Below are 20,132 nucleotides of genomic sequence, written 5' to 3' on the forward strand. Positions count from 1 at the left end.
CTCAGTTAGTTTCTGCGAATGTCACCACCGCAGTTCCAAAGCGGTCGCTCTTGCGCATTCCGCCAGCCGTCCATCCTCGCTGGGGAGCCCCTTTTTGAACGTTGGCGATACCGACTGATGCTGTTGTGTTAGTCGCCACGCTGGCACGGCAGCGTCAACGGGGTGAAGCCGAAAATGTCAGGCCGCCTTCGTCGGACCGGCGCAGCATTTAGTTCAGGGCAAACCTTACATTAGTGCCGTTGCCATGCCTACGGAAATAGGTAATGACGGAAATGCACCCTATGTCGCTAAAGAACGACCAGCATGAGTCGTTATACGCATTAGGAATTTGCATTCATAACGCAATATCTAGGGTGCCCATGGGGTCTCTAATATCGGGGGAATTTGCCGTGCCGTTTCTGAAAAATCTTAGGGTGCTGGTCCAACTGATGCTTGGTTTCTCCGTCGTGACCGTCCTGATGATCGGACTGGGCGGGTTCGGCCTCTTCGAGATCAGCGCCGAAAACAATCGCGTATCACAACTGCGCGACAAATGGTTACCTTCGGTTCGCAGCAGCCTGCAGATGCAGGCTGGCCTGCGCGACATCCGCCTTGCCGAATACCGCCTTGCCACTGCACAGACTCCCGCTGAAATCCAGGATGCCGAGTCGCAAAGCGAGGCCCGTATTGCGAACTATAGTCGCGCGGTCGCCGAATACGAGAAACTCATCTCTGAGCCGGAGGAACGGGTGGCGTTCGCGGACATCCAGACGCTGATGCCGCAATACATGCAGATCGATCAACAGATCCATGCCCTGGCGAAAGAGAGCAAGGCGGCGGACGCCATAGCGCTGTTGAAAGGATCGGCGACCACGATTCGCTCCGCAATTGAAAAGGACATCACCACCATCGTTGACGTAAATGTGGCGGGATCGGTCCGCGAAGGCACGGCGGCAGGCCGGGCGTATTCGCATGCTATTGCCCTTGTGATCGGACTGATCGTCGCTGCATCGGCAATTGCACTGTCGTTGGCGTTGCTCATCGCGCGCGGCCTCGCAAGGCAGCTTGGCGGTGAGCCACGCGACGCTGCGGCACTCGCCAGCGACATCGCGGCCGGGAACCTGCGCACGACGGTTCAGTTGAAGGCGGGCGATCGCAGCAGCCTGTTGTTCTCGCTGGGCGTCATGAAGGACCAGCTGACCACGATCGTACGGGGTATCCAGACCTCCAGCGAGTCGATCTCGGTCGCTGCCGGCGAAATCGCCCAAGGCAACACCGATCTGTCCCAGCGCACCGAAGAGCAGGCGGCGTCGCTGGAGGAAACCGCCTCAAGCATGGAAGAGCTGACCAGCACCGTCCGTCATAACGCGGATAACGCAAGGCAGGCAACCACGCTGGCCAGCACGGCGTCGGAAATCGCACAGCGTGGCGGCGACGTGGTCGGACGTGTAGTGGAAACGATGCACGGGATCTCCGGCAGCTCGGCCAAAATGTCGGAGATCATCGCCGTGATCGAGGGCATCGCATTCCAGACCAACATTCTCGCACTCAACGCAGCGGTCGAGGCGGCTCGCGCCGGTGAACAGGGGCGGGGGTTTGCCGTCGTGGCCGGCGAGGTCCGCACGCTAGCCCAACGCAGTGCAAGCGCGGCCAAGGAAATCAAGGACCTGATCGGCGAGTCGGGGAATCGGGTGGACGAAGGATCAAAGCTCGTTGAGGAAGCAGGCAGCACGATCAGCGAGGTCGTCCAGTCAGTGAAGCGTGTTGCCGACATTGTGGGCGAAATCTCCTCGGCCTCGGAAGAGCAGCGCACCGGCATCGAGCAGGTCAATCAGGCCGTCACCCAGATGGACCAGGTGACCCAGCAGAACGCCGCCCTCGTGGAAGAAGCCGCGGCAGCGGCGCAGTCGATGGCCCAGCAGGCGCAGGGGTTGCGTGAGGCCGTGGCTGTCTTCACGATTGCGGATAGGGGGCCATCGGCGTCACAGACAGTTGCGTCGCGGAGCGAACCGCGTCGGCCGGCACCGGCAGTTCGCACGCCCCCTCGTGCAACGTCGGCCGAGAGGGCGCCAGTCATTACCGCAAACAGGGAAAACGTCATCGCGGCCGATACCGGCGCTTCGGACTGGCAGACATTCTGAGCGGGTCTGACAATTGAACAATACTGACGATGTGCTGGGCTAGGTAGTCGAACTCATGGCGGCCAACACAAAGAAAATGGGTGTTCCTGGCGAGCGGGCGATGGTGTTGGGCAGGTTTCTGGAGGCCGTCCTGCCCCAACTCACGACGTTGCAGCGCGTTGCGGGGGTGACCCGGTCATTCCGAGGGGGCATTGAAGAGGCCCTGTCGTGGATGCACGATGTGGCCTTGCCCGTGGAATATCACTCGGCACTACTTGAACTCACCAATACCGTCGCCCCCCAACATGCTGATCGGCGTTACCCCTCCTTCTGACGCGACCGCACGATGACCCGTTCTTAAGTGCGAGCGCCGCAAGGCTGAGACCACAACTATTTACGGCTCATGTCGGCCTGTGAGCTGACGCTCACGAATCCGATTCGAGTGACTCTCACTGGGCCGGACCCGGTCCGACGCAAGCCTCGGTCGTTCGCAGATCACAATGGAATATGCGACGGGCGTAAGCCGACCCACTCCAGCCGTTCGCCCAAGTATGAATGCCACGGCAGCTTCCAAGCCATAACAGACATTCACCCAATCATCTCTGTCAGCGCGTGCTCGACACTGAGCAGACCATCGCACCGCAGCCGAAAATATCCATTGAGCCTCAAGCAGACGCCTACCCACGATCGCTCAGTTACGGCGCATCCTGCCCGCGCGACCGTCTACTCAACTCTGTCGCTCAGGAAGAGCGCTGACGTAGTATCGCGCGCTTCACGTGGCCAGCCGCGAAGATAAATCGTGGATGCCCTGGAACCGGTATGGTCTGCTGTGGATTACCAAACGATGTGGATGACGCCAACCTCTTCCACGAACGCCAACAAGTGATCTGACGAAGCAACCCGGGAGAGTTTGTTGCGCACTCAACTCCAGCATTCATGTGAGTTCACTCTTCCGTGTGCGCCCAGGGCACGCTCGCAAGACATTCGCTGAGATAAGCCAGCATCGCTGTCACCCGCGCCGGCCTGAAACCGCCAGGCGGTGTGACAAGGTTGAGATGAACTCTCGCAATCTGCCAGTCTGGCAAGACTTCCTCCAGTTCGCCGCTGCACAGCGCATCCCAGACGATGAACTCCGGTTGCAGCGCCAGACCCTGTCCCGCGAGCAGTGCCGGAATGATGGCCTCGGCATTGTTGCTGCTGATTCTCCCCTTCACGGGCACCACGCACTCGTCTCCGGACGCATGACGGAAGCGCCATTGGCCGGGTGTCGGCAGATTGGTGTAGATCAGGCAGGCATGGTCCACGAGTTCCCGTGGATGCTTCGGGCGGCCGTTGCGGGACAGATAGTCCGTGCTTGCGACGAGCGGCCGGCGCACCTCGCAGAGCTTGCGCGAGCGTAGCGACGAGTCCGGCAACTCGGCGATGCGCAGTGCCACATCGTACCCTTCGGCGACGACATCGATCACAGTATCTGTCAACGACAGGTCGATGTTGACGTCGGGATAGCGGTTGAGAAATTCGGGAATCAGCGGCGTCAGATATTTGAGGCCAAACGACATCGGCGCACTGACGCGCACCGTGCCGTGGGGAGTGAGCGCTTGCGCCGACGCCTCGGCTTCGACGGCTTCACCTTCGTTCAGGATGCGGACCGCGCGTTCGAGGGCCATGCAGCCCGTCGGGGTTAACGACAGCCGGCGCGATGTCCGATATAGCAGCGCTGTGCCAAGCCGTTGCTCCAGGCGGGCAATCGCCTTCGATACGGTGGGCTGCGACATGCCGAGCGACTCGGCCGCTTTGGCAAACGAGCCGAGATCGGAAACACGGGCAAATATGGCCCAAGCTTGAAGATCGGGAAGAGAAGACATGAAAAAAACGGAATGGAACCCATTCGTTCCATTCTATTTATCAGGTTGAGAAGGTCAATTACTATCGCTCCTTCGAAATCGTTCCTGCGGGCGCTCTCATCCATGTCAATGGAACACTCAGCGCGGACGGTCTTCATCACGCGATATCAAGTTTGCTGAATCAACCCGGAGAACACGATGCTCCAAGCACAGCCAAGCCTGGAAAACTGCTGCTTTCGCCGGCCGATCACACGCTGATCCTGATCGACAACGTCGCAATGGGCGTTCGCCTCGAAGTCGATCGATCTGATTCTGCTGCGCAACAATGCCGCGCAGGTTGCGAAGGATTTCTCCGTTTCGACCATCCTGACCACGGTGGCATTGAAGATCTTCTCGGGTTCGATCCGTCATCCGGAAACACCGAGCGGATCTCGTCGAAGAGGGTTGCGACGATTGTGGATGGGTCGATAGTACGGGTTGGCCGCTAAGGCAAGCAGACATTTAAAACCGTTAGTCCGACAAGGAAGGGCTTTCACCTAACGACAGAGAGGTTCTATGGAGTCCGCGAGCGAATTAGTCTACGTGGTGGACGACGACAGTCGGGTGCGAGAAGCACTCGCTGCGCTGTTGCGCGCAAACGGAAGAGACGTCCAGACATTCGATTCTGGCGAGGAGTTCCTGGCCGCGCCGCATCAAAATGTCGTCGCATGCCTGATACTGGATATGAGAATGCCAGGCATGAGTGGCCTGGAAGTCCAGAAGCGTGTCAGCAGGACCTCACAGATTCCGGTCATTTTCATTGCCGGAAGGGCAGATGTGCCGTCCACGGTCCTGGCCATGAAGGGCGGGGCTGTTGACTTCCTCACAAAGCCACTCGATGAAGACGCGTTGATGCGCGCGGTTGATGCGGCACTCGCCAGGGCGCACGTTCTTCGCAAGGAGGCGGAAGATTCGGCGGCGCTCCAGGCTCTCCACCAATCGCTGACGCCTCGTGAGCAGGAGCTGTTGCCGTTACTCGCAAGCGGCCGGCTCAACAAGCAGGCGGCTGAAGTTCTTGGTATCACCGAATACACCGTACAGGTACATCGCGGCCGCATCATGAGAAAAATGCAGGCGGATTCATTTGCGACGTTGGTCAGGCAGGCAAGCAGACTGCAGCTTGAAACATCGTCGACAACGTGACGAGCGGCGCCACCAGCCGAGCGGCTGTTTCGAGATGCGAAGCTGACGCACGAATGTCCGGTTGCGCTGACGGGCGAATGACGCCTTCTGGCCGATTCTGTTGAAAAAGTCGTGTTCTGGTTGGGGATGTAGGAGTTGGCAACACGTTTTCGCGTTGTGGCGATCGGCGAAGCTGCGAGCTTGAACCTAGCAGGGATCTCCCTTGCCCGTCATGGAACTGCCTGCTTCATCTGCTTGCTTGCTGGCATGAGCCACTTGGCCATTCTTCGCAGATTTTGCGCGGTTGCTGCCATCAGAAATTCATCATGGGCACCACTTGGACCTCTCAACCGCAGACGATCCAGCTTGAGGATGCGCTTGAGGTGGGCAAAGAGCATTTCCACCTTCTTACGCTGTCGGCGAGACTGCTTGTATTCGGGGGTTGTCGCGATTCGTCGAGCCTCGTCGCGGGCGGCTTCATGGATGCTGCGCGTGATTTTGCGAAACGACATATTTGGACAGCATTGACTCTTCATCGCACAGCGGTTGCAATTCTTTTCGCTCGCACGATACACGATGGTGTCGGCTCTCGTGATGTGCGTACGGGGATTTTTCAGTGGACGCCAGTCGCTGCGTAACGCATACCCTGAAGGACATCGATACTCGTTGGTCTGTTCATTCCAGATGAATTCGCTGCGGGAGAACGTATTGTCCTTGCGGGTGGTTTTATCCCAGACAGAGACGTGCGGTTCAATCTGCTTCTCTTCAACCATCCAGCCAGGCAGCGCTGCTGTGCCGTATGCGGTGTCACCTACCAGCTTGCGAGGCGTCAGCTCCCGTTGACGTCCAACACGATCAATCATTGTTCTGGTTGATTCAACTTCCTGTGCGCGATTTGCCGGCGTCGCCTCAACATCCATAATGATCCCTGCCTGCAGGTCAATCAGATAATTCGTCGAGTAGGCAAAGAACGCAGGGCCGCCCGGAGCGGCCGTCCATCGCGCGGCAGGATCGGTCAGGGATATCTTTTTTGGAGGCGTCAAAGACGCTGCTGGTTCAGATGTATCTGCTGCTATTGGATTGGTTTGCTCAAGCGCTTCAATATATTCCCGCACAGCGCGACTGTGTCCGTCAGCACGTCCCCAGTCGATAGGTTCTGTTCCCGACACGCCATTCGCAGGACTCGCGTCTGCCTTGATAATGCTTGCATCGATTGCGAATCCCTCACCCTTGACAAGCCCCTCGGCCATGCAGCGACTCAGCACAGTTTCAAACACGTGACGCAACAGGTCGCTATCGCGAAAGCGCCCGTGACGGTTCTTTGAGAACGTCGAGTGTTCCGGTACGGCGTCCTCCAGACCCATGCGGCAGAACCACCGGTATGCGAGGTTCAGATGCACCTCTTCACACAGACGTCGCTCGGACCGGACGCCAAAGCAGTAACCCACGATCAACATGCGAATCATGAGCTCCGGGTCAATCGATGGACGACCCATTGGGCTGTAGTACGGTGCGAGGTGCTGGCGCAGATCTCGCAGATCAAGGAAGCGATCGATGCCTCTCAGCGGGTGTGATTGCGGGACGTGGTGGTCGAGGTTGAACGAGTAGAAAAGCTTGTCCTGCCCGCTATCCAGTCGACCCATCATGACGATTCACTCCCGTCGTTTGATGCCTTCCAGGATACCTAACATTCCGCATCGACGCCGACTTTTTCAACAGAATCGGCCGGACACGGTCCGATGCTGAAATCAGCGAAGGAAACGCCGACTAGCCAGCCGCGTCAGACTGAACTCGACCCTCTCCAGCCGTTCGCCCAAGTATGAATGCCACGGCAGCTTCCAAGCCATAACAGACATTCACCCAATCATCTCTGTCAGCGCGTGCTCGACACTGAGCAGACCATCGCACCGCAGCCGAAAATATCCATTGAGCCTTTATGTCCGTAAGCAGATGTTCGACGCTGTCAGACCGTAGTCAGCTCAATGCGCACGTTCACGTGCTCGCGCCGGCCGGCGGCATAACCGAACCAGGCTGACATCGCGCAGACGGCTACGCACAGGACGGCCAGACTGTGAAGGGAACCGGTTGAGTGCATCAAGGATCCGGCGATGAACGGGCCGGTGGCCGCAATCAGATAGCCGACCCCTTGAACCATGCTGGAGAGCTGCGCGGCCACATGCGAATCGTACGAGCGTAACCCTATGACGGTGAGGGCGAGCGTAAAGGCGCCGCCTTGCGCGAGGCCGAGCAGCAGTGTCCAGCCCCACATCGTCGAAAGAGGCGCGAAGAAACAACCCATGAGGCTCACGGCGACCAACATCAATGCGATGACGTTCACCACGCGTTGGTCCGGAAGGCGCGCAATCAGGAAGGGCAGCAGTAAAGACGCTGCGGCCTGAGCAATCACACTAAGCGACAGCATGAGGCCTGCATCGACTGCGCTCATTCCGCGCATGCGCAAAACAGTTGCCAGCCAGCCGAACACGATATATGCAAGCGACGATTGCAACCCCATGAACAGTGTGATCTGCCATGCGAGCGGGTCTCGCCATAAACCGCGAACGACTGGCGCGCTCCTTCCAGCCTGAGTTTCCACAGGTGGCAGTTGCCTCAGCCACATGAGCGCGGCCAGTGCGGCGGGCAGCGCCCAGAGCGCCAATGCCCACGCCCATGCCGTGCCACCGGCGTCACCGAGGAGGCGTCCTGTAGCATTGGCGACTGGCGCCGTTGCTCCGGCAGCCGCGGCGGCGCCCACGGCCATCGAGGCGCTGTACAGTCCGGTCATGAGAGCGACGTGTTGCGGGAAATCGCGTTTCACAACGCCGGGCAGCAGTACATTCATCAAGCCAATCGAAAAGCAGGCGACGACTTGTCCGACATACAACATCTGCCATGAAGGTACGGCTCGCAAGGCGATGCCGGCGGTGACCAGCACCAGCAGCGCGAGCAATGCCCGCTCACTCCCCACGCGTCGGGAGAGCATGGGTGCAAGCGGCCCGAACAGGCCAAAGCATAGAGACGGAAGCGTAGTCAGCATGCTCGCGCCGGCGGGCGTCAGGTGTGTCGCTCGAACCGCTTCGAGGAGGATTGGGCCGACGCTCGTAATGGGCGTGCGCAGCGAGAATGCAATTAGTACGAGGCTCACAGCCAATGCGAGGCTGTGGGTGCGGGAATGATGTGGTTCTGTCACTGTGGGACCCTCAGATGGGAAAGGTCAGCAACTGCTTATGGCCGGAGGCACGGGTGGAGTGCACGTACATTTACCTAAGCTTCTGACTTGATCGTGATGTCGAAGTCGTCATGTATAGGCTCTCTTGCCTTGACTCTGCGCGTTGGGGGCAAATGCGTGCCCCACCTCGTTACACGACGATTGTAGACGCCGTCGCGGGACCACTTTTAGTCCTTTGATCACGGAAGCCTTACCTCGGCTGGGAACATTTTTCCAGTGACCGCATGCGACATTCGAGCTCCGCCAGGTCTCGCGAACCCGCAAGGTACTCATCATCGCGGCGCTGTGCTGTCCGATCAAGCCAACGGCCGATCTCTGTTAAAAGAAAGGAAAACACAATAGTCTCCAAGAAGTTGCTCGTAAGTGACACACAGTTGGACAGACTCATTGCTGCGCATGGTGGCGGTAGTAGCACGCATGGCAAGTCAACGACTTGTCGCCGATGCCGCGCCAATCTCGCGGCGTCAGGATGGCGATTTGCATGAGGCTTCATACGAGCGCCGACCTTGTGCCGCACCATCTTCCTGACGCGTCGACCATGACACTTGTGGTTGGTCGCAAGCAGCACAGCAAGATCTCTAGCGTAGAAAACCCGACGCGCCATCCCACAGCAGCTTCATGGCCGTGACCACCAGCAAACCGTAACAGGCTCTCTACATCTGACGTTGGTCCAGCTTGTCATGCAGGCGCCAACCAAGCCAGACACCGGCAGGAATTGCCGGAAGGCAGATTGCCATCAACGTCCAGACGGCACCGGTTGGCCTTGCCAGAGTCAGCCATGGCAACGCCTTACAGATATTGCCTACCGTGAAAAACATGCTGGTCGTCCCGGCATACATCTGCTTGCCGAGGCCGAGTGGCAGCAAGTACATCGCTAGCGGTGGCCCCCCGGAGTGCGCGACCATGGTGGTAATGCCCGAAGTCATGCCGGCTGTGACGGCTTTACGCGATGAGCGCGGACGCACCACGACTTCTCCACCGCGCTTGATCCACAGGCCGACGAAAGCCAGTGTCACGATGGCCATCACGACGGCTATTGCGCGGTGGTCCAACTCCCGAAACAGAAGATAGCCAAGCCCAATGCCGACTACCAGTCCGGGCACCAGCAACACGAGGTCGGGCTTAGACCAGGTCGATGGCTTCCAGTAGCGCAGGCTAAACAGATCCATTGCAACGAACAGGGGCGCAAGCAAGCCGCCCGCCGTCACGGGATCCATGACGAGCGACAGCAGCGGGATGCCGACGATGGCGAAGCCGCCACCGAAGGCTCCCTTCATGAAGCAGATCAGGAAAACACCAGCGAATGTGATGAGGATAACAGCGGCGTTCAGTTCCATGTCGCCCCCCAATCTTCACCCCAATAACGGAAAAAGTGTTCATTGAGATTGGCCCCGCAAACATTTGCAAGTCCAGTGGCTTGAGTCAGGTACATACGCATGTCCAGTTTTCGGTGAAATTGGGGTCCTGCCCCGCGCACGAACAGCATGCAGAGGGTTGATCCGGGGCCTCACAAGTGCGGCGTTCTGCGTGAGATTGAAGGTCTAAGGCTGAATGGATAACGCATCGTAGTCTGCGATTTCAGTACAATCAAATTATTGTCATAGATACATCTAACGGCGCCGTTGAGCGTAATGTAGCCAACCCGGGCTTGTGCCCTTTCAGGTACCCGCCGAACCGGGCAAGAGCCACTCGGACTGCTGGTCGCAACGTGTGCACGAATGCTGAATTTCAGTGAGATCGTGGAGCTTCGAGAGTCCAGGGCGAAGGAAAATCTCTGTGTGCAAGAAGTATTGGCAAGTGTTGGACGATGTGACCTGACAGGAAGTGTTTGTGTCATGAACGATGTTTGGAAGATAATCGATACATTCAAACGATTGTCATGGAATCGCAATGCCTCGACTCCGTTACAAGGAAGTGGTTGACCAGTTCGCAGCCGACATCCACGAAGGTCGACTGCGTCCTGGAACGCGACTGCCTACCCACCGTGATCTCGCTGCAAGAGAAGGTTTGTCGCTCGTCACTGCCACGCGCGTCTACGCCGAGCTCGATGCAATGGGATTGGTAAGCGGTGAAACCGGCCGGGGCACGTTTGTAAAGGAAGTGCTTCCGCGTGGCCATGGCGTCGATCTCCAGGCCTGGAACGACGCCGCGATCGACCTGAACTTCAACAATCCTTCCATGCCGGGTCAGGGCGAGCTCCTGAGAACGGCGCTGCGAGAATTGGCGGGGTCGGGCAACCTGGAAGCATTGCTTCGGTACCATCCCCATGGCGGGCGGCCGCACGAGCGGGAGACAATGGCCCGCCATCTGGCCAGTCGCGGTTTGTCAGCCTCGCCCGAGAATACGGTGCTGGTGAGCGGTGCGCAGCATGGGCTGACTGCGACAGCCATAGCATTGCTTGAACCCGGCGATGTCGTCGCCGTGGACGCGCTGACGTACCCCGGCTTTAAGCTGACCGCCGAGGCTTTCCGGCTCGAACTCGTTACGATTCCATGTGCTGCAGACGGCCCCGATCTGGATGCTTTGGCGGAATTGTGTCGGCGAAGACGGGTGCGCGCGATGTACACGATGCCGACACTGCATAATCCGTTGGGCTGGGTAGTCAGCGCCCGTCAGAGGCGTGATCTGGTGGCTATTGCTCGACAACATGGACTGATTCTGATCGAGGATGCAGCTTATGCCTTTCTGGAGAAGCGTCCGCCGCCGCCACTAGCTATGCTTGCACCTGAACTGACGGTGTACGTGTCCAGCTTGTCGAAGAGCATCGCAACGGGGCTTCGCGTCGGCATGGTCAGCGCACCGCGCGATTGGGTCGGCAAACTGGAGCGCGCGATCCGGGCGACCGTTTGGAACACGCCCACAACCATGACGGCGATTGCCTGCGGATGGATTGAGGATGGCACCGTTGCAAGGCTGGAAGCGGAGAAACGGCGTGACGCCACCCTGCGCCAGGCCGTTGTGAGCGAAGTCCTTGGTCATTTGAAGTTGGTCCGCCACCCCTCTTCGTACTTCGTCTGGCTGCCACTGCCACAAGAAGTTCGCGCGGATGCTGTTACGAAGGCGTTGCTGCGCGAGCGAATCTCTGTGTCGACAGCCCATCCCTTCGCTACGTCAAAGCACGTTCCACACGCCGTTCGACTGGCACTTGGCTCGGTTGATCTCGAAACGCTACGACAGTCTCTCCAGAAAGTAGCCAAAGTGGTGGAAGACCACGTTGATCTTTAGTATGTTTTTGTTCTAGCTGGATGGCTGAATCTCCTGCCAGGATGCCCGTAGATCAGTTGCACCTCAACATCCGTCGTGGACAGACGATCGAAGAACGGTAAACCGCAGTAACTTTGACTTGGCTTCGGTTGCATTGCTAATGCGGTAGTCAGGCAAACACCCCGGATCGCGCAGAGGCAGCGGAGGACCGGCTACCGCCGGTACGATCGCGAGATGCGGGTGGTGCCGAAACTGCAGGTGCGCGATGCAGATCGCCGACCTCGTTCGCCTGATCGTTGGGGGGAAGCCTGGTGGCGACCGCCCCGTGCGCGACATCAGAGGTGCTTCCTGAACCAGTCAACGGCCTCGCGTGAAGCGCTTGGAAGTTCGGCTAGATACGGGTCGAAGTGCCCTCCCTTGAGCATGACCAGCCGCTTCGGCTCGAGTGCCTGCTCGTATGCCTTGAGCGCCAGGTCGGTAACGGCGATGTGGTCATGCTGCGCCACCAGCATCAGCAGCGGAGTCGGCGATACACGCGGGATGTACTCGCCTGGCGAATACATGCGCGCCCAGCGCGTCGAGCGCAGCGTGAGCGTGTTTTCCCAGACACCCTCAGGCACTGGCTGAAGGTAAAAGCTCACCGCATCCGCAGCCTTGTAAGCGGCCGGCACGGCGGGATCGCCGCTGACGATCTGTTGCATCGCCGGCGGTTCGCCATTGAGTTGAGCGCGCTCGTCAGCCGCGAACCTCGCCTCGAGATCTGCAACGCCCTCCGGCGGAATCCGTCGCAGTCCGCCGGCGTAACCGTCGATGGTGGGCGCTTGCGCGACCGCTGCCTTCAGACGCCGGTCCGTCGCACCAAGCACGAAGGCATGCCCACCTGCGAAGCTCGTGCCCCAGATGCCGACGCGGTTCTCGTCCACTTCCGGCCGCGCCTGCAGGTACGAGATGGCGCGGCGCCAGTCGGTGATCTGTTGCCACGGGTTAATGTCTTGCCGTGGCTCACCGCCGCTTTCGCCAAAGTTGCGGTGGTCGTGCAGCAGCACGACAAAACCGGCTTGTGCGAATGCTTCGGCAAACGGCTCGATGCCATGGTATTTCGTTCCGGCGAAGCCGTGCGCCATGGTGATGGCGGGCAGCGGCGCGTCGTGATGTTCTGGCAGGAACAGCCATGCCGACAGGTCGATTCCACCATCGACGGGGATACTTACGTGTTGCTTCTGGTACATCGATGCACTCCTTCCCGGTTATCAATCGTCGAGGTCGCCGAGCAGCCGGCTCAGGTCCAGTTCCGCCTCGCGCGTCTGGAAGCCGCGCGCCATGGCAGATGCCATCCGGCGCTGCGCGGGCAGCGACCGCACGTTTTCTCCAAAGAGATTTGAATCGCGCCGAAACTCGTCGATGGGAGCCAGTGCGATGGCATTGACGCGCTCCTTGACGATGGCGTGTCCGGCCGCCGGGAAACGGGAGATGCGCCGCGCGAGCGATGCAACGAAGTCGCCGAGCGACCCGGCGGGCAACGCCCGGTTGATCCATCCGTACGTTTCCGCGAGGTTCGCGTCATAGTCCAACGCACCCAGCATCACTTCGAGCGCACGGCCGCGGCCCATCAGGCGAGTAAGCGACTGGGCCGCGCCGCCGCCGGGAATCAGTCCGAAGGCGGGTTCCATCTGGCTGAACACCGCCGATTCCCGCGCGGCAAAGCGCATATCGCAGGCGAGCGCGAATTCGCTGCCGGCACCGCGCACACGCCCTTCGATCTGCGCGATCGAGACAAGCCGGCTTGCGCTCAAATGGCGGAACAGCAGCGCGATCGAGGGCTCGCCGGTCAGCTTTGCGGCTTCGTCGCGATACTCCTTTACCTTCGTCACATCCACGTGCGAGATGAAATAGTCGGGATCGGCGCTGCTGAAGACGAGCACCTTGATGCCATCGTCGGCTTCAGCGTCCTTGATCAGCGTGACGAGGTCGCGCACGAGTTCGGGGCCGAGCAGGTTCATGGGTGGCGCAAACATGTTTACGAACAGAACGGCTCCGTCGCGGTTCACTTTGAGCGTTTCGAAAGTCATGGTGGCTGGTTCCCGATGGGCAAGTCGGTGTTGGCTGGTGGTACACGAGGCCGAGCGCCTTGGACAGTGGCGCACAGGATGCGCAAGCGCGGCCGGATCGATACAGAATCTAGGCCGTTCCTGGACCTTTGAGTAGCCGGTAGAATTGAGAACTGACCTCTCATTGGTGGAAGGCCATGGATCGGTTTGAGGCAATGGGCATCTTGCTGGCGGCGATAGACACGGGAAGCCTGTCCGCCGCCAGTCGAAAACTTCGTATTCCTCTGGCGACAGTGAGCCGACGCGTTTCCGATCTGGAGGCACACCTGAATGTGCAATTGGTCGTGCGCGGCACCCGCGCGCTGACACTGACGGAAGCCGGGCGCGGCTACGTGGCGTCATGCCGGCGGGTTCTGGAGGAGGTCGCGGAAATCGAACGCACGACTTCCGGCGAATATCAGGCGCCGCAGGGAGAACTGGTGATCAGCGTGCCGCCCGTGATGGGGCGCATCCACGTTATGCCGGTGATAGTCGAATTTCTAGCCGCGTTTCCGCAAATCCGCATGCGCGTGCAACTGACGGACCGGCTCGTCAATCTGCTGGATGAGCGTGTGGATCTCGTGCTGCGGCTTGGGGAACAACCGAGCAGCAGCCTGATTTCAACGCGTGTCGGCCTGCATCGGCAAGTGCTGTGCGCAAGCCCTGCTTACCTGAAAAAGCATGGGACACCGCGCAAGCCCGAAGATCTTCTCTCGCACGACTGCGTGTCATTCGAAGGGTATGCGGTGGGCAGCAACTGGGAATTTCACTCCAGAGGCCGGACATTGAAGATCGAGGTGCCGTCCCGGCTGGTGGTGAGTTCAGTGGAGGCTGCCGTCGTTGCCGCGGCGGAGGGTGCGGGCATTGCGCGGGTCGTGTCGTACCAGATTGAAGAACCCGTGCAATCCGGTCGTCTCGTGAAGCTTCTGGAAGCCTTCGAGCCGCACCCGGCGCCTGTCAACCTCATGTACGCGGCCCAACGCCAGATACCGCTCAAGCTGCGGGCACTTATCGACTTCCTGGTGCCGAAGCTGAGGGAAAGGCTCGGTTACGCGAATGCCGCAGGTCCGCGGCCGCCACGCCCGGCCCGCAGGCGGCCGACATCGTCTTAGACACCTGAGCATTCCCACTAGCCGGCGGCCCACTCTGCGAGTTGCATGGTGATGCCCCCGTTAGTGACACATGCATAGGAATGCAAATTCAGGCCCGACTTCCTATATCCCGATCTGACTCACGAACGCATGTTCGTAAAAGCACCGGCGCAACCGATGCCCATCGCTCAGGTCGACATTTGCCTTCCAGAAACGAAAGGGAAGTTCCCAATTCTGCCGGCTACTCGAAGGACGAGGAAAGGCTTAGATTCTGTGCCGTACCGTGAGAGGTTTCCAATGCGTCGGCACGGTCGGACCGAAGCGTCACGCTGGTCAATTCGCGAAATCGTGCGCGAGGATTGCCAGCGCATCGGATTGGCGACCACGCAGACGCATCTAGGCCAGAGCAGTCCATTCACCAGGCAGAGCGCAGATGACCCGTCATTCTTCGAAACGTAGTCGTGCAGGTGCCCATCACATTTTTGCCGATTGGAGGCGATGTCTGTTCGGATCTGGCTTGGGTGGAGGCCCGCTCGCATGATCCCCCCTGTCCGCTACCCGGATGCTGTCGATACTGCCCAAATGGCGAGCGAAGCAGCAGTGGCTATTCTCGGTCAAGGTATTCGGCGCCGCGATGCTTTCGCTCTATATTGCGCTCGCGCTTGGCCTGGATCACCCCTATTGGGCCATGGCGACGGTCTATCTGGTTTCGAATCCGCTGGACGGTGCGACACGCTCGAAGAGCGCCTATCGCATCGGCGGCACGGTGCTACGCGCGGCCGCGGCACTCGTGCTGGTGCCGCCGTTGGTCAATGAGCCGTTAGCCCTGATGGCCGCTATCTCGTTCTGGACGGCCGCGCTGCTGTACCTGTCCCAAATGGAGCGCGGGCCGCGAAGCTACACGTTCCTGCTGGCAGCGTTCACGCTGCCGATCGTCGCCTTACCGACAGTCACTGATCCGACTACCGTATTCGACGTGGCGCTTGTACGGGTCGAGGAAACTGTAATCGGCATCGTCTGCGCCAGTGTGTTTGCCACTCTGGTCTTTCCGACCCGCGTCGCAACAGTGTTGCGTGCGCAATCGCAAACGTGGCTCGCCGATGCGGCGCTGTGGGTCACCGACATGCTTGCCGGAGATCCGCGAAAAGTTGTGCGCCATGACAGCCGCAACCGGCTAGCGGCCAATATCAGCGCAATCGGCCATCTTGTCGATCACCTCTCTTATGAGGCGGATAGTCCGGCGGCAGTGGCAGGCGCGCGTGCGCTTCACGAGCGGATGACCATGCTGCTTCCTGTGTTGTCGGCGCTCGCGCAGGTGGTACATGCCCTGCGTGAGCATAGCGCCGGGGTGCCACCGGCGCTGGTTGGGCGAATGGCCGCGGTTGGCGCGTGGGTACGCGCAGAGGCAGGCGCGCCACGCCTCGATTCCGGCGGTGCGCAAGGTGCCGCGTCGACCGGTCACGCAAGCGCACCAGGCTGGCACGCCGGCCTGGTGACTGCGGCAGAGCGGCGTCTCGACACGCTCGCTGACCTGTGGGAAGACTGTCTGGTTTTGCAGCGGCGCATCGGCAACGACACGCCTGCGGTATCGATGCCAGTGCTCCGTTATCGAGGCGAACCGGCCCCGCGCGTCTACCACCACGATCATTTGCTGTTGCTATTCCAGGCAGCATCGGCGGGACTCGCCATATTTTGCGTCGGCGAATTCTGGATCATCTCGGGTTGGGAAAACGGAGCTGGTCCCGTCGGGCTGGCGGCATCGACGATCTGCCTGCTGTCCGGCGTCGACCAGCCGCGCAAGGTGGCATGGCGCTTCGTGACCTGGAGCGCAGTCTGCCTGCTGGTGGTCTGGTTCTACCTGTTCGTGGTGCTGCCCCTTGCCCATGATTTCGGAGCGCTGGTGGCTTTGCTGGCTATACCGTACATCGTCATCGGCGCGCTGATCGTGCGCCCCGGTTTCAATCTGTACGCGGTGCTGTTGTCGGTGAACGCGGTCACGTTTGCGAATGTGCAGACGCTCTACGACGCACCCTTCGACGATCTCTTCAACAGCAGCCTGGCGATCTTTGCGGGGATGTCGTTCGCGCCGCTCTGGTACATGCTCACGCGGCCGTTTGGTCAGCACCTGACAGCCGACCGGTTGATCCGCGCGAACTGGTGCGACATCGCGCATGGCGCGGATCACGACGGGTGGGTTGCTTCTCCACTGCTTCGCGCCCGCATGCTTGACCGGCTTGCGCGGTTGATACCCATGCAAACGGTCGGGGCGGGAGCCTCTTCGCACGACGAATTCGTCGGACTTCAGGTGGGCTTCGACACGCTGGCGTTGCAACGCGATACGGCGGACATGGCGCCGCCGATGCAGCGTGCCGTGGTCCGCGTGCTGCGTGCGCTCGCAATTTACTCAAGTCGCCGAGCCCGTCGAAGGCGCCCGGATGAAGCTCCCGTGGCGCTCGCAGCCCGCATCGATGCCGCCTGCCACGCCGTCGCCCTTCAGGCAACGCCCAATGCGCGCTCGGCCTTGACCGCGCTGGTTGGGCTGCGTCTGACGCTATTCCCGGGTAACCGGCCTGCCCTTGGAGCGGACGATGACGATGCCAAGTGAGATCGACGTCTACGGTGTGTTCGTCCCGAGCCTGCTCGTGCTGATGCTGTTGGCGTTCGGACTGACCTCGGTTCTGCGTGGACTGTTGGCACGTGCCGGTTTCTATCGACGAGTCTGGCACCGGTCACTGTTCAATGCCTCCATCTACATCATCATGCTTGGCGCCTTGCTGGCGCTTGCACAAAGAATGTCATCATGAAGCGTATCGTTTTTCACCTCGGTCCAGTCTTGCTCACACTCGTGGCCGTAAGCGTTTCGGCCTTTGTTGGGTTGCATCTGTGGAACTACTATACGACGGCGACGTGGACCCGCGATGGTCACGTGCGCGCCGACATCGTCCAGGTCGCGCCCGACGTATCGGGGCTGGTGACCGAGGTGTACGTGAAGGATAACGCGCAGGTGCACCGCGGGCAGGTGCTGTTCGTGATCGATCCCCAGCGATTCGACCTTGCGTTGCAACAGGCCGAGGCAACCGCGGCCAGCTATCGTGCTGCATTGGCCGAGGCGCGCCGCGAAGCCGCACGCAATCGCTCGCTGGTCGATGTGGTCGCGCGCGAGACAGTCGAGGCCACGCAGGCGCGCGTCGAACAAGGCGAGGCCGCGCTTGCGCAGGCTGAGGCCGCCGTCGCCGTGGCGCGCCTCAATATCGAGCGCTCGCGTGTCGTGAGTCCCGTCAACGGTTTCGTCAATGACCGGATGCCACGGCCAGGCGACTACGCCAACGCCGGCAAGCCCGCGCTTTCGGCGGTGGACAGCGACTCCCTGTACGTCGAGGGTTATTTCGAGGAAACCAAGCTGCCCCGGATCCGTATCGGCGACCCCGTCGATGTGCGCATCATGGGCGAGCACACTGTGCTGCAGGGTCACGTCGAGAGTATTGCGGCCGGCATCGAGGACCGCAACCGCAGCGCCGGATCGAATCTGCTACCCAATGTGAACCCGACTTTCAACTGGGTGCGCCTGGCGCAGCGTGTGCCAGTCCGCGTGATGCTCGAGAACGTGCCTGCCGAAGTACAACTGGTATCGGGACGCACCGTCACCGTCGGTGTCCGTGGAGAACGTGCGTCCGAAATGACCGCAAGCCGGGAGACGCGGCAATGAACATTCGCATCTGGCTTGCGCGTGCCGCTGGCGCGCTGATGATCGCGCTATTGTCCAGCTGCATGACCGTCGGCCCGGACTATCACGTGCCTGCGAACGCCGTGGTTCAATCGCCGATGATCAAGGGTCCTTTGCAAGGTTCCGACGATCCCGCGATCTCCCTGGCGCCGCTACCGGACGACTGGTGGCAGCTGTACGACGATCCGAAGCTTAATGGACTGGTGCAGGAGGCTCTGCGTGCCAATACCGACCTGCGCGTCGCCGCCGCCAATCTTCGGCGCTCGCTCGCGAACTTCCAGGAGGTGCAGGCAGAGCACCTGGTTCAGGGCAACATCACGGCTGGAACTAGCCGCGAGCAGTATTCGGGCGAGGCTTTTCTGACTAAACAACAGCCCCCTGTCATCAATGTTGGCAGCTATGGCGTCTCGGTGTCGTATCTGATCGACATCTTCGGCAAACTGGAACGCGCAGACGAGGCGTCGCTTGCCGCGGCGCAGGCCAGCCAGGCCGCGCTTGACTCGGCCCGCGTGATGGTCGTGTCGCAGACGGTTCTTGCCTATGTGCAGGGTTGCGCAGCCACTCATGAACTTGAAGTTGCACAGCGCCAGCTCGCGCTCCAGGAAAGCGCTGTCACATTGACACGCAAACTGGTGGATGCAGGCCGCAACCAGCCGGCGGACGTCCCGCAGGCACGATCGCCGGCGGAAAGCCTGCGCGCGAGCTTGCCGCGATTTCGCGCCGAACAGGCGGCGGCTGCCTATCGACTCTCAGTCATGCTGGGTCAGCCGCCGGGCGCGCCGTCTTTGCCGCAAGCAGAGTGTCGCGAGGAACCGTGGCTGAAACAGCCTCTTCCGGTCGGCGACGGCGCCGCGCTGCTCAAGCGGCGGCCGGATGTCCGGCAGGCCGAACGCGAACTGGCGTCCTCTACCGCGAAGATCGGCGTTGCGACGGCCGATCTCTATCCTTCGATCAGCCTCGGCGCTACAGGCGGTGTAGCGGGCGCCCTGTCGGATCTCGGCATGGGCGACACGCGCCACTGGAGTTTCGGCTCACTGGTGACGTGGAACTTCCCGACCAATGGCGCCCAGGCGCGTGTCCGCCGCGCGGAAGCGGGCGCCGATGCGTCTCTGGCACACTTTGACGGTGTAGTACTGAAGGCGCTGGAGGAGGCGCAGAGCGCGCTGGCTCGCTATACCAACGAGCTCAGCCGCAATGGCGCACTGCGTGAAGCACGCGACCAGGCCAGCGTGGTTGCTCATGAACAACGCCGCCTCTACCAAGGTGGGCGCGTGCCTTATCTTTTGAGTCTGGACGCCGACCGCACGCTGGCCAACGCCGAGGCGACACTTGCCGAGTCAGACGCGCAAATCGCGTACTACCAGGTGAGCGTGTTCCAGTCGCTGGGCGGCGGTTGGCAGCAAGATCATTCTCCGCTGTCACGCGCTGACTGCGGGTTCGCGGATGCCTCAGTCTCGCCGCAGACGCGCAGCGTCACTGGAAGGCGGTCAACGGCAGGGCCGAGACTTTAACCGAGGTTATACCGCTCATGGCAAAGGTTTGATCCACGACCACAACTCAGGGACCGAGTGACGAGCACCCCTCGTCATTGAAAAAGATTCTGTCTTCCATGTTTTTCTGAGTTCGCGCGAGTCTAGTTGTCCAAGTCTTTTTTATAACGCAGGCATTACTGCAATTCTTTTCTGCAGCAGAC

At 60.4% G+C, this 20,132-nt stretch carries 17 protein-coding genes; 10 read left to right on the plus strand and 7 right to left on the minus strand.

Features of this window, described 5'->3' with window-relative positions; all coding sequences use genetic code 11:
* Nucleotides 1–389: 389 nt before the first annotated feature.
* Both RI103_RS35745 and RI103_RS35750 read left to right on the plus strand, forming a co-directional pair.
* Nucleotides 390–2,120: a methyl-accepting chemotaxis protein gene (locus RI103_RS35745; RefSeq protein WP_310818779.1), complete on the plus strand. Its 1,731-nt coding sequence runs from the start codon at nucleotides 390–392 to the stop codon at nucleotides 2,118–2,120.
* A 55-nt stretch (nucleotides 2,121–2,175) separates the two neighbouring features.
* Complete coding sequence (locus tag RI103_RS35750; RefSeq protein WP_310818780.1) at nucleotides 2,176–2,433, plus strand: hypothetical protein; 258 nt, start codon at nucleotides 2,176–2,178, stop codon at nucleotides 2,431–2,433.
* Nucleotides 2,434–3,043: 610 nt separating this feature from the next.
* On the opposite strand, the gene RI103_RS35755 is transcribed toward RI103_RS35750, so the two are convergent.
* Nucleotides 3,044–3,964: a LysR family transcriptional regulator gene (locus RI103_RS35755; RefSeq protein ID WP_310818781.1), complete on the minus strand. Its 921-nt coding sequence runs from the start codon at nucleotides 3,962–3,964 to the stop codon at nucleotides 3,044–3,046.
* Between the two features lie 152 nt (nucleotides 3,965–4,116).
* On the opposite strand from RI103_RS35755, the gene RI103_RS35760 reads away from it, so the two are divergent.
* A complete protein-coding gene (locus tag RI103_RS35760) occupies nucleotides 4,117–4,431 on the plus strand; it encodes a hypothetical protein (protein WP_409077044.1) in 315 nt (104 codons plus the stop codon).
* Between the two features lie 67 nt (nucleotides 4,432–4,498).
* The gene (locus RI103_RS35765; RefSeq protein ID WP_310818782.1) at nucleotides 4,499–5,125 is read left to right on the plus strand and encodes a response regulator; all 627 of its coding nucleotides are present in this window, start codon (nucleotides 4,499–4,501) and stop codon (nucleotides 5,123–5,125) included.
* Nucleotides 5,126–5,334: 209 nt separating this feature from the next.
* On the opposite strand, the gene RI103_RS35770 is transcribed toward RI103_RS35765, so the two are convergent.
* The 4 genes from RI103_RS35770 to RI103_RS35785 all read right to left on the minus strand — a co-directional run bounded on the left by RI103_RS35770 (nucleotide 5,335) and on the right by RI103_RS35785 (nucleotide 9,670).
* Complete coding sequence (locus RI103_RS35770; RefSeq protein WP_310818783.1) at nucleotides 5,335–6,750, minus strand: IS1182 family transposase; 1,416 nt, start codon at nucleotides 6,748–6,750, stop codon at nucleotides 5,335–5,337.
* Nucleotides 6,751–7,067: 317 nt separating this feature from the next.
* Nucleotides 7,068–8,294, minus strand: coding sequence for an MFS transporter (locus tag RI103_RS35775; protein WP_310818784.1), 1,227 nt, complete (start codon nucleotides 8,292–8,294; stop codon nucleotides 7,068–7,070).
* Nucleotides 8,295–8,523: 229 nt separating this feature from the next.
* Nucleotides 8,524–8,721: a DUF3563 family protein gene (locus RI103_RS35780; protein ID WP_310818785.1), complete on the minus strand. Its 198-nt coding sequence runs from the start codon at nucleotides 8,719–8,721 to the stop codon at nucleotides 8,524–8,526.
* A gap of 265 nt (nucleotides 8,722–8,986) precedes the next feature.
* Nucleotides 8,987–9,670 (minus strand): sulfite exporter TauE/SafE family protein, encoded by a 684-nt coding sequence (locus RI103_RS35785; protein WP_310818786.1) that lies wholly within the window; start codon nucleotides 9,668–9,670, stop codon nucleotides 8,987–8,989.
* Between the two features lie 553 nt (nucleotides 9,671–10,223).
* On the opposite strand from RI103_RS35785, the gene RI103_RS35790 reads away from it, so the two are divergent.
* Nucleotides 10,224–11,558, plus strand: coding sequence for a PLP-dependent aminotransferase family protein (locus tag RI103_RS35790; RefSeq protein ID WP_310818787.1), 1,335 nt, complete (start codon nucleotides 10,224–10,226; stop codon nucleotides 11,556–11,558).
* 314 nt (nucleotides 11,559–11,872) lie between these two features.
* On the opposite strand, the gene RI103_RS35795 is transcribed toward RI103_RS35790, so the two are convergent.
* Both RI103_RS35795 and RI103_RS35800 read right to left on the minus strand, forming a co-directional pair.
* Nucleotides 11,873–12,766, minus strand: a complete 894-nt coding sequence (locus RI103_RS35795) for an alpha/beta fold hydrolase (protein ID WP_310818788.1) — start codon at nucleotides 12,764–12,766, stop codon at nucleotides 11,873–11,875.
* A gap of 21 nt (nucleotides 12,767–12,787) precedes the next feature.
* Complete coding sequence (locus RI103_RS35800) at nucleotides 12,788–13,606, minus strand: enoyl-CoA hydratase/isomerase family protein (protein ID WP_310818789.1); 819 nt, start codon at nucleotides 13,604–13,606, stop codon at nucleotides 12,788–12,790.
* Between the two features lie 194 nt (nucleotides 13,607–13,800).
* Between RI103_RS35800 and RI103_RS35805 the strand changes: the two genes are divergently transcribed.
* The 5 genes from RI103_RS35805 to RI103_RS35825 all read left to right on the plus strand — a co-directional run bounded on the left by RI103_RS35805 (nucleotide 13,801) and on the right by RI103_RS35825 (nucleotide 19,950).
* Nucleotides 13,801–14,736, plus strand: a complete 936-nt coding sequence (locus RI103_RS35805) for a LysR family transcriptional regulator (RefSeq protein WP_310818790.1) — start codon at nucleotides 13,801–13,803, stop codon at nucleotides 14,734–14,736.
* 541 nt (nucleotides 14,737–15,277) lie between these two features.
* Entirely contained in the window at nucleotides 15,278–17,320 is a 2,043-nt protein-coding gene (locus RI103_RS35810) for an FUSC family protein (protein ID WP_310818791.1), read from the plus strand.
* Nucleotides 17,310–17,519, plus strand: a complete 210-nt coding sequence (locus tag RI103_RS35815) for a DUF1656 domain-containing protein (protein ID WP_310819386.1) — start codon at nucleotides 17,310–17,312, stop codon at nucleotides 17,517–17,519. Before RI103_RS35810 ends, RI103_RS35815 begins: the two co-directional genes overlap by 11 nt.
* Complete coding sequence (locus RI103_RS35820) at nucleotides 17,516–18,421, plus strand: HlyD family secretion protein (protein WP_310818792.1); 906 nt, start codon at nucleotides 17,516–17,518, stop codon at nucleotides 18,419–18,421. The genes RI103_RS35815 and RI103_RS35820 overlap by 4 nt, the downstream gene beginning before the upstream one ends.
* Nucleotides 18,418–19,950: an efflux transporter outer membrane subunit gene (locus RI103_RS35825; RefSeq protein WP_310818793.1), complete on the plus strand. Its 1,533-nt coding sequence runs from the start codon at nucleotides 18,418–18,420 to the stop codon at nucleotides 19,948–19,950. Before RI103_RS35820 ends, RI103_RS35825 begins: the two co-directional genes overlap by 4 nt.
* The last annotated feature ends 182 nt before the right edge of the window (nucleotides 19,951–20,132 follow it).

The organism is Paraburkholderia sp. FT54 (genome assembly GCF_031585635.1).
Taxonomy (GTDB): domain Bacteria; phylum Pseudomonadota; class Gammaproteobacteria; order Burkholderiales; family Burkholderiaceae; genus Paraburkholderia.

What these genes read in the sequence shown, in the direction of transcription:
- RI103_RS35785 (WP_310818786.1), bottom strand. Translation starts at nt 9,670, where the DNA reads ATGGAACTGAACGCCGCTGTTATCCTCATCACATTCGCTGGTGTTTTC.
- RI103_RS35825 (WP_310818793.1), top strand. Translation starts at nt 18,418, where the DNA reads ATGAACATTCGCATCTGGCTTGCGCGTGCCGCTGGCGCGCTGATGATC.
- RI103_RS35805 (WP_310818790.1), top strand. Translation starts at nt 13,801, where the DNA reads ATGGGCATCTTGCTGGCGGCGATAGACACGGGAAGCCTGTCCGCCGCC.
- RI103_RS35790 (WP_310818787.1), top strand. Translation starts at nt 10,224, where the DNA reads ATGCCTCGACTCCGTTACAAGGAAGTGGTTGACCAGTTCGCAGCCGAC.
- RI103_RS35780 (WP_310818785.1), bottom strand. Translation starts at nt 8,721, where the DNA reads ATGAGTCTGTCCAACTGTGTGTCACTTACGAGCAACTTCTTGGAGACT.
- RI103_RS35820 (WP_310818792.1), top strand. Translation starts at nt 17,516, where the DNA reads ATGAAGCGTATCGTTTTTCACCTCGGTCCAGTCTTGCTCACACTCGTG.
- RI103_RS35750 (WP_310818780.1), top strand. Translation starts at nt 2,176, where the DNA reads ATGGCGGCCAACACAAAGAAAATGGGTGTTCCTGGCGAGCGGGCGATG.
- RI103_RS35800 (WP_310818789.1), bottom strand. Translation starts at nt 13,606, where the DNA reads ATGACTTTCGAAACGCTCAAAGTGAACCGCGACGGAGCCGTTCTGTTC.
- RI103_RS35770 (WP_310818783.1), bottom strand. Translation starts at nt 6,750, where the DNA reads ATGATGGGTCGACTGGATAGCGGGCAGGACAAGCTTTTCTACTCGTTC.
- RI103_RS35765 (WP_310818782.1), top strand. Translation starts at nt 4,499, where the DNA reads ATGGAGTCCGCGAGCGAATTAGTCTACGTGGTGGACGACGACAGTCGG.
- RI103_RS35810 (WP_310818791.1), top strand. Translation starts at nt 15,278, where the DNA reads ATGCTGTCGATACTGCCCAAATGGCGAGCGAAGCAGCAGTGGCTATTC.
- RI103_RS35815 (WP_310819386.1), top strand. Translation starts at nt 17,310, where the DNA reads ATGCCAAGTGAGATCGACGTCTACGGTGTGTTCGTCCCGAGCCTGCTC.
- RI103_RS35755 (WP_310818781.1), bottom strand. Translation starts at nt 3,964, where the DNA reads ATGTCTTCTCTTCCCGATCTTCAAGCTTGGGCCATATTTGCCCGTGTT.
- RI103_RS35795 (WP_310818788.1), bottom strand. Translation starts at nt 12,766, where the DNA reads ATGTACCAGAAGCAACACGTAAGTATCCCCGTCGATGGTGGAATCGAC.